This is a genomic window from Ectopseudomonas khazarica (assembly GCF_004521985.1).
Classification (GTDB): Bacteria; Pseudomonadota; Gammaproteobacteria; order Pseudomonadales; family Pseudomonadaceae; genus Aquipseudomonas; species Aquipseudomonas khazarica.
This window is the reverse complement of the sequence record NZ_SBHZ01000001.1, coordinates 146,802-160,009: the sequence shown is the minus strand read 5'-3', so window position 1 is coordinate 160,009 and position 13,208 is coordinate 146,802. Positions and strand designations below refer to the sequence as shown.

Genomic DNA, 13,208 nt, shown 5'->3' with positions numbered 1-13,208 from the left:
TCGCACGTTGCTCGGCCCACGCCCCTCTTCGTGACAACAGAGCGCCCCGATTTGGCTGAAGTCGACAGCGCACAGTACCCGGTCGACGATTGCCGGCCGCTGAAGGCGGATGCTTGCCGCTACGCTCTGACGCTCCTCGGACTGTTGCTCATTGCCCTGCTGCACCTCAATCTCAGCCTCGATCACTGGACGCTGAACTTCCCCGAAGGCGACAGCTTCACCGCCTTGCAATTTCACCTGGCCAGCCTGCCGCGCATGGTCATGGCGTTGCTGGTGGGCGCGGCCCTGGGGCTGTCCGGCAGCCTGTTGCAGCAACTGACGCAGAACCGCCTCGTATCCCCCATGACCCTGGGTGCCGCGTCCGGCGCCTGGCTCGGGCTGCTGGTCGTCAGCCTGGCCTTCCCCGCCTTCGCTGCCGTGCAAGGTCACTGGGCTGCACTGGCCGGGGCGCTGCTGAGCGTGGGGCTGGTCCTGCTGATTGCCGGACGTGATGGCATCGCCGGCTTGCCGGTGATACTCGCGGGCATGGCCATGAACCTGCTGCTCGGTGCGCTGGCCATTGCCGTGCTGATACTCAACCAGCAGCAGACACGCGGCCTGTTCATCTGGGGCGCGGGCGACCTGGGGCAGATCGACTGGTCCTGGGTCAGCTGGCTCTGGCCCAAACTGCTGCCGGGGCTGTTGCTGCTCTGGCTGGCGCCGCGCGCGCTGACGCTGCTCAAGCTGGGCGGCACTGCCGCCCAGGGGCGCGGGCTGAATCTGTGGCCAGCGCTACTGACGCTGTTTCTCGCCTCACTGTGGATGACTTCCGCAGCCATCACCGCAGTCGGCCTGATCGGTTTCATCGGTCTGCTGGCTCCCAATCTGGCGCATCTGTGCGGCGCACGCACGGCCCGCGACGAGCTGCTCTACAGCGCCTTGCTGGGCATGCTGGTGCTACTGGCCAGCGACGCCATGGCGCTGCTGCTCAGCCGCTGGCTGGGCGAGCAGATACCGACAGGCGCGGTTGCCGCGCTGGTCGGCGCGCCGGCCCTGCTCTGGCTGTCCCGGCAGCAGCGCGCTGCGGAAACCAGGCAGTCGCTGGACCTGCCGCGGGGCCGCGAGCGCTGCAGCGGTCGTACCTGGTGGCTGCTGGCATCGGCCACGGCACTCACTGCACTGCTTGGCCTGTGCCTGCAGCTTGAACCACAGGGCTGGCAGCTGGCCTGGCCATCGGACGTGCTGTGGTCGCTACGCTGGCCGCGCTTGCTCAGTGCGGCAGCCGCCGGCACAGGCCTGGCCGTCGCCGGCGTGTTGCTGCAGCGCCTGTTGCACAACCCGCTGGCCAGCCCGGACATTCTTGGCCTGAGCGCCGGCGCAGCGCTGGTGGTGATGATCAGCCTGCTGCTGTTCGGCCAGGCGCTGTTCTGGTTGCTTGCGCCGATTGCCGCGTTCATCGGCTGCCTGCTGGTCCTGGCGACGCTGGTCCTGCTGGGGCGCAAGCAGCAGTACTCGCCAGGATTGATGGTGCTGGTCGGCATGGCGCTCGCGGCCCTGCTCAACACTGCGCTGCAACTGGCACTCAGCCAGGGGTCGTCGGACTCCCTGGCGCTGCTCGGCTGGCTGGCGGGCTCGACCTACCGCGTCAGCGCGCTGCAAGCCTGCGTGCTGGGGGTCGGCGTAAGCCTGCTGATCGGTCTCAGCCTGTTCTGGCAGCGCGCGCTGGACCTGCTCACGGCGGGAGACGGCATCGCTCACGGGCGCGGTCTGGATGTGCCGGCAACGCGCCTGGCGCTGCTGTTGCTGGTGGCCCTGCTCTGCGCCCTGGTGACCAGCCTCGTCGGCCCGGTGAGTTTTCTTGGCCTGCTCGCACCACACATGGCGGCGACCCTCGGTGCGCGGCGCGTTCAGCAACAACTGCCGCTCGCCGCGTTGCTTGGTGGCCTGCTGATGCTGCTGGCCGATGCCATCGGCCGCAACCTGATATTCCCGCTGCAGATCCCGCTGGGCATCGTTGCATCGATACTCTGCGGCAGCTACTTCATCCTTCTTCTGCTGCACAGACGCCTGTCATGAAGCGCCGTACCCTGTTGCTGTGCCTGCCCCTGCTCGCCTGCTCGCCACTGGCCCTGTCGGGCGAGCCGCGTATTGCCGCACTGAGCTGGGAACCTGCCGAGCACCTGCTGCAGCTGGGTATCACCCCGCTGACGGTGGCCGATGCTCCGGATTATCGTGATTGGGTGGTACGCCCGACGCTGCCAGCCGATGTGGTCAACGCCGGCAGTCGCACCGAGCCGAATCTGGAACGGCTGGCGCAGCTGCGCCCCGAGCTGATCCTGATCACCCCGTTGCTGGAGGACATACGCGCGCCCCTCGAGCGCATCGCGCCGGTGCTGAGCTATGGCGACTTCACCCAGAAACAGGACAACCTGGAGCTGCAGCGCAGCAACTATCTGGATCTGGCCGCACGCCTGCAACGCAGCGACCTGGCAAACCGGCGCCTGCGCCAGATGCAACAGCGCATCGACGCCTTGCGCCAGCAGTTGCTCGTTCACTTTGCGGGCGAACTGCCCAAGGTCACCCTGATCCGCTTCGCGTCAGCGACCCAGGTGTACATCTTCGGCCCCAATTCGCTACCGCAGCACGCCATGACCCTGCTCGGCCTGCAGCCTGCGCAAGCGGTACCGGTCAGCCGCTGGGGCAGTACCCAGGCGCCGGTTACCCAGCTCGGCAGCATCGAGGATGGCGTGGTGATCTACATCGAACCCTTCGCCCAGCACGAGCGTCTGTTCACCACACGGCTGTGGCAGGCCATGCCATTCGTGCGCCAGCAGCGCCTGACCAGCATGCGCGCGACCTGGACTCACGGCGGCGTGTTCAGCGTGCAGTACCTGGCGCAAGCCATCAGCGAAGCGCTGCTGAAGCTGCCGGCTGAATAGAAAGCCCCGCCTGGGTTCAGGCGGGGCTGGTGGAGGGACTCAGTACTTCCAGGTCAGGCTCAGGGTCGCATTGCGCGACGGTGCGTAGTACGACTGCGCCCAGTACAGGCTGGTCAGGTACTTGCGGTCGAACAGGTTGTTGACGTTGAGCGATACGTTGAAGTGCGGGTCGATGTCATAGCTCGCCAGTGCATTGACCACCGCGTAGGAGCCCTGACGGCTGACGATGGTCTCGCCGGTCGTCGAAGTGCCCTGCTCGCGGAAGATCTCGCTCTGCCAGTTGACGCTGCCCCCCACCTTCAATCCCTGCACCTGCGGCACCCGATAGGTGGTCGCGAGGTAGAGGGTGTTCTGCGGAATGAAGGTGCGCGTGCTGCTGCCATCGCCATCGCGCAGAGAGAACAGATGCGTCAGGCCCGCACTGGCCTCCCAGCCCGGTGTCAGTTGCCCCGCCACGGTCATTTCAAAGCCTTCGACCTTGGTGTCCACGCCCTGATAGTAGGAGAAGCCCTCCGCCGCATCGAAGCCGGCGTACTCGGGGGTGTTGTCCTGCTTGGTGCGGAACAGCGCGAAGCTGGCATTGAGACGACGGTCGAACCACTCACCCTTGATCCCGCCCTCGATGCTGTTGCCTTCGATCGGCTCGAGCAAGGCATGGTTGCGATCGACCTGGTACTGCGGACTGAAGATCTCGGTGTAGCTGGTGTACAGCGAGTAGTTGTCGTTGAGGTCGTACGTCAGGCCGACATAGGGCGTCGACTTGTTCTTGTCGTACTGATGGCCTTCACCGACGCGCTCACCGCTGCTCTTGAGGTTGGTGTGGTTGACGCCGGTGATCAGCTTCAGCTGGTCGCTCAGCGAGAAATGCCCGGCCACGTAGTAGCTGCGGCGGTAGACGGTGTAGTCGGCCCAGCTGGTGACGTTGGCGAAATCCGGACGCGGGTAGTCGCCGTCGTAGTCCCACACCGGTGGCAGCGACTGGACGATGGCATCGTCACTGGATGTCCAGTGCGCACGGGTACGCGACCAGTTGCTGCCCAGGACCACCTCATGGGTTCGACCGAACAGCTCGAACGGCCCCTTCACCGACGCGTCTCCCAGCAGCTGACGCTCGGTACGATCGAACTTCGACCCGTAGGTGTACAGGCCAAGCCCGGTGGTGGCATCCGGCACACCGCCAGCCATGAGCATTTCGGCGTCGGAACCGATCTCGCGGTAGTTGAGCGTCACCTGGGTTTGCCAGCCGTCGCCCCAGTCGGTCTTCAGTTCGGCGAAGGTCTGCTCGTCATCGGTGTCCCAGTAGCTCCAGTCCGGCGCGGTGTTGTGCGAGCGGTCGTAATGCACCTTGGAACCATTGGTGTAGTACAGCGACAACGCGCTCCACATGATCCCTTCCGGCCGGTTGCGCTGCTTGGAGTAGCCGATGGTCGCGGTGCTGCTGTCGGTCAGATCGGCCTCCAGGATGCCGGAGAACAGCGTCTTGCTCGGCTGGTAACGATCCAGGTAGGAATTGCCCTCCTGCCCGGCGACGATAGCGCGCCCACGCAGTGTACCGCTGTCGTTGAGGGAGCCGGACACGTCGGCCTCGAGGCGCCGCGTCTGCCAGGAGCCATAGCTGAAGCCCAGCTGCGCCTGGGTCTCACGGGTCGGTCGCTTGCGTACGAAGTTGATCGTCGCGGACGGATTGCCGGGGTTGGAGGTCAGGCCATTGGCGCCCTTGAGAATCTCGATGCGGTCGTAGAGGAAGGTATCGATGTCACCCATCTGCTCTTCAGAGGAGAAAGGTACGCCGATGCCGTCGATCTGGAAGTTGTTCACGTCCAGGCCACGCGCGGTGAAGTAGGTGCGGTCGGTCTCCACGCGCTGTACACCGATGCCCGCCGCCTGCAAGGCATCGTTGGCGTTGCCGAGCTTGAAGTCGTCGAGTTGCTGACGATTCACGCTGGTGATGGTCTGCGGCGTCTGCCGCGGCGTCAGGTCGAGCTTGGTCGCCGTACCGCTGCTCCCCAGGGTGTAGGAGTCGCTCTGTTCGGTGACGACCGGCGGCGCCCGGTTGACGCCGGTGACGCTGATGGGCTGCAACACCAGCGCATCGCCATCCTCATCGACTTCGGCGGCCACCACCGGCCAGGCCAACGGCAACACGCACAGCGCCATGGCCAGTACGCGGGGACTGCAGGCAGCGCGCAGGCGCACCCGGTGTTCTGAGTGATACATCGTTTTCATGGGCAGACACTTTTTCTTGATTGAGTTGGATAAAGCGTGGGCACAGCGCAAGGGGACTTCAGTTCATCGCAATAACCTCCATGCCGCTCCGATCTGCATGTCTCAACGGTGCTGGGCAGCCAGGGCCTGCCCCATCACCTGGCGATACCAGCCATGGAAGTGCTGCATGCCCTCCTCCAGCGGTATCTGGTACGGGCCACTGTCATCGATACCGCGCTGATAGAGCGCCCGCCGGCCGGCATCGGTGCGCTCGGCGATCTCGTCGTCTTCGATGGCGGTCTCCATGTAGGCCGCGCGGTGCGCCTCGACCAGCTCGCGGTTGTTCTCGCAGAGCGCCTGCGGGTAATAGAACTCGACGACGTTGAGGCACTCGTGCACGCCCTTCGGGTAAACGGTGGAAAGCACCAGAGCGTGGGGAAATACCTCGATCATGTGGGTCGGGTAGTAGCTGGCCCAGATCGCGCCGAACGCTGGTGCGGCATCGCCATGCACGGCCATCAGGCCTTCGTGCCAGGCGCGGTAGGTATCGGTGCCGGCACGTGCGAGGTTCGGGTTCACGTTGATACGCTGCAGGCTGTACCAGTCGCCGTAATCCCACTGCAGCCCCTCGCTGCGCACGTAACGGCGCAGACCGGGATGGAACGAGGCGATGTGGTAGTCGTCGTTGTAGATCTCGATGAAGGTCTTCCAGTTGCACTTGCACGGGTGCATCTCGACGTGATCGAGCTGGTAGTCGGAGAAGTCCATGTCCGGACGACGAAACAACGCGCCGATGTCCGCGACCGGATCGCGTGGCCCTTCGAACAGGAAGCCGGAGACGTTATGCAGGGGGTAGCGCGGCAGGTTCCGGCAGGGTTTCTCCGGAAACTTCGGCGCCCCCACGATCAGCCCGCTGGTGTCGTACGTCCAGGCGTGCAGCGGGCACATGATGCGACCACCGGTGGTACGCAGGTTGCCACGGCGCACCGTGTCGGCATCACTGCCGGGACTGAAGTCGCCAAGCATCAGCGCCTGGCGGTGACGGCAAACATTGGACAGCAGTTCCACGCCATGCTCGTTGCGCACCAGGATGCGGCTGTGCTCCTCATGCGGCAGCGCGTACCAGTCGCCCAGCTCGGGCACCATCTTCTCGTGGCCGATGTAGTTGGCACAGTGCCGGAAGATCAGCTCCTGTTCGCATTCGTAGATCGCCGGATCGCAGTAGCTGTGGATCGGCAACTGCGGCTGAGTGGCGCGAAAATCGTAGGGCGTAGCGGCAAATTGAGCGGTGCGACTGGGGTTGTACATGCTTGGCTCCTTGCAGCGAGCTCAAGGCGGGCACCGGCTGGCGGAAAACGGCATGTACCGATCCCGCCCGCGTCGGCGCAGCAACGCCTCAGGCTCTGGGCTATGACCCAATCCGGGCCATGGAAATCGTTGCCCCGCCGGCGTTGCCTGACGGGGCGAGCAGCTAGCGCTGCAGCTCGGCGATACGCCGTGGTGCCGTTTCGTGCTCGTTGCGAGGTGCAAACGCAGCGACCGGGTTGTTCAGCGGCTCGGCCATGATCAGGCTGCCTGCCGGGTTGGCCAGGTCGACCATTTGCAGGTTGTTCTTCAGCTGCAGACGGTTCAGGCACGAATGCAGGAAGTTCGGCGCGAAGAAGTTGTAACGCGCGAAGCGCTCGGCCAGTTCCGGGTGCGCACGCTGATAGTCGATCACCGACTCGGCGACACCACGCCAGAACTCGGTTTCGCTCATGCACTGGTTCTCTTCGAGAATCTGGCTCATGTGGCGGAACACACCATCGAACACATCGATGAAGATGCCGAGGATCTTGTAGTCCTCCGGCACGTCCACGGCCAGACGCTCCAGGCCCACTGGCATCTGCGCATCCTTGTCGAGGATGGCCGACTCTTCGGCGATGTCCTTCATGATCGCGCGCACCGGCACATGGCCGTCGAGCACCAGGATGAGGTTCTCGCCATGTGGCATGAACACCAGGTGGTGGGCATAGAAGCAGTGCATCAGCGGACGCAGGAAGGCATCCATGTAGCGGCGCATCCAGGCCTGCGCGGTGAGCCCGGAGCGGCGGATCAGCTCGGGCAGCAGTGCCTGACCGTGCGGGTCGACGTGCAACAGCGCCGCCATGGTCATCAGCCGCTCGCCGCCTTGCAGGCGGCTGCCGGGGCTTTCCCGCCACAGCGCCGAGAGCATCTTCTTGTGCGGGCTGTCAGTCTCCAGCGCCGCCTCGTAGTAGCGGTTGCGATAACCGACCGACGCGACCTCGCGCAGGATGCTGAAACCGTACGCCTGCAGCACCGGGTCACTGCTGATCAGCTGATCCAGATACGCGTTGATCGCCGGCGTACCCGCCATGTAGTACGGCGACAGGCCACGCATGAAGCCCATGTTGAGGATCGACAGCGAAGTCTTCACGTAGCAACGCTGCGGTTGCGACATGTTGTAGTAGGTGCGCAGCGACTGCTGGGCCACGTACTCATCGCTGCTGCGCCCCAGCGGCACGATCTTGCGCTGGGCGATATCGGCGGCGAACATCAGGCTCAGCTTGCTGAACCACTGCCAGGGGTGCGTCGGCATCAGCAGGTAGTCATCGCTATTCAGCCCCTGCTCCTGCAGTTGCTTGCGATAGGCCAGCAGTTGCTCTTCGCCCAGCTCGTCGCGCAGCAGTTGCTCGTGATCCAGCCCCGGCACGGCGGCGAAATGTGCGTTGTCGCGGTGTACCGCGAGCCAGATGATAGCGAAGCGCGAGCCGGTTTCCGGTGCGTAGGCGTGATAGTCGAAGGCGTTGAAACCCAGGCGGCCATTGTTGGCAACGAAGCCGGGATGGCCCTCGATCATCGCCGCCTCGATGGTCTGGTAGTCGGCATCCGCCAACTCGGCACTGCTCAGTGCCCGTTCGCCGTGCTTGAAGGCCGCACCGTAGAGGGTGCTGCTGATCTCATCCAGATACACCGGCAGCTTGTCCGCCGGGATGCCCAGCGTCCGCTTGAAGTCGATGACGAAGGTCAGCGCATCGAGCACCTGCTGCTGGCCATCGAGCACGCGCTCGATGCTGGCCGGCTCGATGTGCCAATGGCGCAAGGCCATGGTGCGCGCTTCGAAGTGGTACACACAGCCTTCGGTATCTGCCCGCAGCTCGTAGCGCTGCCAGCCTTCACGCTCGGCTGCGCCCAGCCGGCGCGGGTCGAACAGCTGCTCATGGGCATACTCGGCGATGGCCTTGCGCACCAGCAGACGGTTGACCCTGTGCCACAGCTCGGGGCTGAGGTGGGCGACGGCGTCGGCAGGATGATCCAGACGAGGAGAAGTCATAGCGGGCTTGATCCTTCAAGTGATTGGAAGAAGTCGGCGGGCGTGCAGAACGCCAGCAGAGCGGTCTTGGCAGGTAGATCGACAGGGCCTTGCTCGACGAAGCCGACCAGACGGTTCAGGCGATGCACCTTGTGATTGCGAATGTCCGGCTCCACCACCACGCGGCGGGCACCGAGTTCGTCGAAGAGGAAGGCCATCACCGCGCGCAGCACGTCACGGGTGAAGTGGCGAATCGGCTCCTTGCTCGGACCGACGAAAAAGTGCATGCCGAGGTCGCCAGGCTGCACCGCATAGAGCTCACCGAGCGGGTCGTGCCGGGGGTCGTAGCACTCCATGACGAACGCTGGCGTACCTCGATAGCAGCCCATGAAGGCACGCATGTGGCCGCTCCCCATGGCATCGGCGTAGAAGTCGCGGGTCGCCTCCAGGGTCATGTCCTGCATGTTCCAGTAATGGGCGTAGTCCATCTGGTACCAGGGGTGGATCACCGCGACATCCTCGTCGAGACGCAACGGGCGCAGGCTGAATTGCGGGTCTAGCGATGCACGCGGATGGCGCGACACTGTGGCCTCAGTTGGCATGGCAGAGTTCTCCCTGAGCGGCATGCCGGCGATCGACGCCGAACCAGCCGCGGTCGATGATCGCCGTGAGCAGCAGGCCTGCCGCAGCGATGACGAAGGTCAGCGGAATACCGACCAGGTTGACCAGGAACCCGGCGCCGAACGAGGACAGCAGCACGCCAAGGTTCTGGAAGAAGTTGGTGACGCCGAAATCACGGGCATACGCATCCGGCGTACTGACCTTGAACAGAGTGACCTCGAGCTTGACGATCACCTGATACAGCGCCCACCCGTACAGGCAGCGACCGATGATGATCAGCTCCAGCGACTCGCTGGCCTGCAGCGCCAGGCCCGATGCCCCGAGCAGCAGATTGAACAGGGTGTGATCGACCCAGCGCGGTGACTGCGCGAGCAGATGCTTGAGCAGCAGCGCGAGCAAGGCGACGATGCCGGGGATGGCGAACACCAGGCCGGTCAGCAGAGGCTCGTGCAGCCCCGTACGTGCCTCCCAGTACAGGGTGAAGAAAGGCCGTACCAGATAGGCGCTGAAGTCGAAGAGAAACATCAGCAGGCACAGCTTGAGCAGCGCCGACAGCGCCTGCGGGCTACGCCGCGGCACCGGTGCCTGACCGGTCTTCTCCTCGCGACTGAGCACCCTGACCACTTTCCCGCTGCGGATCAGGTACAGGCACAGGGCCATCTGCGCCAGGTCACCGGCCGCCATCAGGGCGATGCAGAAGCTGGGCCCGTACTGCTCCAGCGCCATGCCGCCGACAGCCGCACCGAAGATCGCGCCGATGTGGATGACCACCGACAGCAGACCGATCACCAGGCTGTGATTCTCTGGCGCCTCCAGGCGCATCAGGTAGGGGAACATCAGCAGGTAACTGGCCTTGGTCATGAACATCATCAGACTGAGCAGCCAGTAGCTCTCGACGCTCGGCGCCCAGATCGAAGCCAGACAGAACAGTGCAGCCACTCCCTGGGTGTAGAACAGCAGGTGCATGGTCTCGATACGCCTGGCGACACGCGCCCAGACGGGCAACATGCACATCACCGCAATCGAGATGGCGGCGATGTAGGCGCCCACATGCACCGGACTGGTCACGCCGTAACGGGTCTCGAAGAATTGCGGGTAGAACGCGATCAGAATCGAATCGCTGATCACGCCGAAGCCCGACATGATCAGAATGGTGGTACGCAGATTCATGCAGAGGCGCTCCCCGGCCCGAGCGCAACGAAACCGCTGTCGGCTGGCGGCTGGAAGTCCTGGTAGGTGGTACGCGCTTCGCAGGGATAGGCATCGCGCCCGGTCAGCTCGTTGAGCAGCCGGCCATTGCGCCAGCACGCCAGACCGAGATCCGGGTTGGTCAGGCCATGACTGTGCAAGCCGACGTTCTGCACGTAGATCTCGCGATCCTGATGATCTACCGCCCAGTTCGGCGACGCTGCGTAGCGCCCCTGCGCATCCCAGCGAATGCGCGCACGAATGCCCTCGATGAAACTCGGCAGCTGGTAGCGATAACCGGTCGCGAACACCAGGCCATCCGTCGCGTGACCATAGCGGGCACCCGTCTGGCCATGCTGGAACTCCAGCTGCCACTGGCCGCCACCCTCGCGCCGACATTGCTGCAACGCCAGATTCGGCAGCAGCCTGGCACCGGAGAGTCCCTGCTGCTGGCGCTCATCGAGGGTCTGGTAGATGCGCTCGATCAGCGACTGATTGATACCGTTGTAGATACTGCGCTGGTCGTCGAGGATCTGCTGCTTGACCCCCTCGCCCAGGCCATAGAAATAGCGACCATAGTCCGGCGAGATCAACTCGAGGGTGAGCTTGGCATTCTCCATCTGGAAGAAGCGCGGCGCACGGGTCACCCAGTTCAGCTGGTATCCATGCTGCGGGGCTTGCTCCAGCAAGTCCTGAAACACTTCCGCGCCACTCTGTCCGCTGCCGATCACCGTGATACTGCGACAGCGCTGCAGTGCCTCCCTGCTGTCCAGATAACCCGAGGTATGCACCGCCTGGCGAGCGTCGCCGGGGCTGCAGCAGACAGGAATGTGCGGCACACCACCGATACCGATCACCAGCTTGCGACAGCGGTACTGGAAACCCTCGCCGGTATCGCCGCGCACACCGGCCAGCACGTAGCCAGGCAGCGACTCGTCGTACCAGACCTCCTGCACGTCGTGCTGGTAGCGCAGGTTGTCGAGCTGCGCCGCCGCCCATTTGCAGTAACGATCGAATTCCTGACGCGACAGGTACCAGTTCTCGCGGATGTAGTAGTTGTACAAGCGGCCTTGCTGCTTGCAGTAGTTGAGGTAGCTGAAACGACTGGTGGGATCGGCCATCGAGACCAGATCGGCGAGGAAGGGATTCTGTAACGTGGTGCCGTCCAGCAGCATGCCGGGGTGCCAGCTGAATTCGGCCTTCCTGTCGAGGAACAGGCTGCGGGTTCCCAGAGGCTCCGCAAGGCATGCCAGCCCGAGATTGAAAGGCCCGATGCCTATTGCAATGAAGTCGTAGGGCAGTTCCGTGGTCACGTTGCGCCTCATCAGTCCGGATGAAAGTGGGCCGATACTAGAGCTCAGTGATAATGATTTGCAATAGCGTATAAGAATAAATACTCATATCGGGACGAGCGCTTTAGCACAGGACTGACAAACCGGGACCGGGACAGCCAAGCGGGGCGCAGAAGGTGCGTTCTAGAGCCCTTGCCGACCAGAAAGAAGACGCAGCGAGGCATCCAGAGACAGCATGCTCTGGATCTGCGAAGCGACAGCGAAGAGAGGGATACAGCGAGGCGACTGGACGGCATGGCGAGCGAAGGTCGCTCATGCAGAATCAGGGAGCTAAGGAGGAGAAGCACGCCAGATCGGCGAAAAAGAAGATGGCGTCCCCTGCTGGAATCGAACCAGCATCTAGCCCTTAGGAGGGGCTTATTCTATCCGTTGAACTAAGGGGACACGGCCGTATTCGCAACGGCCGGGCGGCATCTTAGCGACGACCGGCGCGTTTGTCATGTCGCGATCCGTTCGCGGCCTAGCGCTGCCAGCCGTGGGCAACCGCCGCAGAGGCTGTCGAGGCACGCACGCTGGGCACACCACCGTGCAGGCGCTCCAGCGCCATGCGGTCGGCTATCGCGGTGGTCGTCTCGCCTTCCCGTTCGGCGCGCTGGAAGATTTCCGTCAGGGTCGGGCCGATGCTCTCGATATGTGCCTTGAGTTCGGCGGCGCTGCCACCGGTGCGCTCGTAGCAGACATCGATGATGCCGCCGGCATTGATCGCGTAGTCCGGCGCATACAGGCAGTCACGGCGGCGCAGCAGCTCGGCCAGGCTGGCGTCGGCCAGCTGGTTGTTGGCCGCGCCGGCGATGATCGGCGCACGCAGGTTCTCGAGGCTCTGCAGATTGATGATCGCGCCCAGTGCGCAGGGGGCGAACACGTCGACGTCGAGGCCGTAGATCGCGTTCTGGTCGACAGCCGTGGCCCCCAGCTGAGCGACCGCACGTTGCACGTTGGCCTCGAAGATGTCCGTCACCCACAGTTGCGCACCGGCCTCGCGGAGCAACCTGGCCAGGTGGAAACCGACCTGCCCCACTCCCTGGATGGCCACGCGGATGCCATTCAGATCCGCCCGCCCCATGCGATGCGCGACAGCGGCCTGGATGCCGATGAACACGCCATAGGCCGTGGACGGCGATGGGTCGCCATCGCGGCTGCCACCGCCGAAGGCCTCGCGCTGCCCGGCACCGGCGACATGGCGCGTGCGCTCGGCCATGATGCGCATCTCGTTCACGCCGGTGCCGGAGTCCGCCGCGGTGACGTAGCGTCCGCCCAGGCTGTCGACGAAGTCGCCCATGGCCTGGAACAGCGCCTCGCTCTTGCCGCGGTGCGGGTCGCCGATGATCACCGCCTTGCCTCCTCCGAGCGGCAGACGCGCCAGCGCAGACTTGTAGGTCATGCCACGTGACAGACGCAGCACATCGCGCAGGGCCTCGTCGTCGTTGGCGTAGTTCCACATGCGGCAACCGCCGAGCGCCGGGCCGAGCGTGCTGTCGTGAATGGCGATGATGGCTTTCAGGCCGCTGGCCTGGTCGTGGCCGTAGACCACCTGTTCGTGCTGGTCGAAGTCGACATGAGTGAAGACGGACATCGAATCACCTCGGTATTCAGATCGTAAAAGGCCATCCC

The 13,208-nt window shown here is 64.2% G+C and carries 9 protein-coding genes and 1 tRNA gene; 2 read left to right on the top strand and 8 right to left on the bottom strand.

Annotated features, from left to right (window positions below; genetic code table 11):
* The first annotated feature begins 51 nt into the window (after positions 1 to 51).
* Together fhuB and EPK82_RS00700 are read left to right on the top strand one after the other, a co-directional pair.
* A complete protein-coding gene (gene fhuB / locus EPK82_RS00705; protein WP_244229795.1) occupies positions 52 to 2,055 on the top strand; it encodes a Fe(3+)-hydroxamate ABC transporter permease FhuB in 2,004 nt (667 codons plus the stop codon).
* Positions 2,052 to 2,918 (top strand): ABC transporter substrate-binding protein, encoded by an 867-nt coding sequence (locus tag EPK82_RS00700; protein ID WP_037055669.1) that lies wholly within the window; start codon positions 2,052 to 2,054, stop codon positions 2,916 to 2,918. Before fhuB ends, EPK82_RS00700 begins: the two co-directional genes overlap by 4 nt.
* 39 nt (positions 2,919 to 2,957) lie before the next feature.
* On the opposite strand, the gene EPK82_RS00695 is transcribed toward EPK82_RS00700, so the two are convergent.
* The 8 genes from EPK82_RS00695 to EPK82_RS00660 all read right to left on the bottom strand — a co-directional run bounded on the left by EPK82_RS00695 (position 2,958) and on the right by EPK82_RS00660 (position 13,170).
* Positions 2,958 to 5,144, bottom strand: coding sequence for a TonB-dependent siderophore receptor (locus tag EPK82_RS00695; RefSeq protein ID WP_134675498.1), 2,187 nt, complete (start codon positions 5,142 to 5,144; stop codon positions 2,958 to 2,960).
* A gap of 102 nt (positions 5,145 to 5,246) precedes the next feature.
* Positions 5,247 to 6,431 carry an aromatic ring-hydroxylating oxygenase subunit alpha gene (locus EPK82_RS00690; RefSeq protein WP_047585713.1) on the bottom strand — a complete coding sequence of 395 codons (1,185 nt, stop codon included), beginning with the start codon at positions 6,429 to 6,431 and terminating at the stop codon, positions 5,247 to 5,249.
* A 163-nt stretch (positions 6,432 to 6,594) separates the two neighbouring features.
* Positions 6,595 to 8,457, bottom strand: coding sequence for an IucA/IucC family protein (locus EPK82_RS00685; RefSeq protein WP_134675497.1), 1,863 nt, complete (start codon positions 8,455 to 8,457; stop codon positions 6,595 to 6,597).
* Entirely contained in the window at positions 8,454 to 9,038 is a 585-nt protein-coding gene (locus EPK82_RS00680; protein WP_167494313.1) for a GNAT family N-acetyltransferase, read from the bottom strand. The genes EPK82_RS00685 and EPK82_RS00680 overlap by 4 nt, the downstream gene beginning before the upstream one ends.
* Positions 9,028 to 10,227, bottom strand: coding sequence for an MFS transporter (locus tag EPK82_RS00675; protein ID WP_134675496.1), 1,200 nt, complete (start codon positions 10,225 to 10,227; stop codon positions 9,028 to 9,030). The genes EPK82_RS00680 and EPK82_RS00675 overlap by 11 nt, the downstream gene beginning before the upstream one ends.
* Positions 10,224 to 11,558 (bottom strand): lysine N(6)-hydroxylase/L-ornithine N(5)-oxygenase family protein, encoded by a 1,335-nt coding sequence (locus tag EPK82_RS00670; RefSeq protein ID WP_208651069.1) that lies wholly within the window; start codon positions 11,556 to 11,558, stop codon positions 10,224 to 10,226. Before EPK82_RS00670 ends, EPK82_RS00675 begins: the two co-directional genes overlap by 4 nt.
* Positions 11,559 to 11,906: 348 nt before the next feature.
* Positions 11,907 to 11,981, bottom strand: a tRNA-Arg gene (locus EPK82_RS00665).
* Positions 11,982 to 12,057: 76 nt separating this feature from the next.
* Positions 12,058 to 13,170 (bottom strand): Leu/Phe/Val dehydrogenase, encoded by a 1,113-nt coding sequence (locus tag EPK82_RS00660; RefSeq protein ID WP_047585723.1) that lies wholly within the window; start codon positions 13,168 to 13,170, stop codon positions 12,058 to 12,060.
* Positions 13,171 to 13,208: the final 38 nt, after the last annotated feature.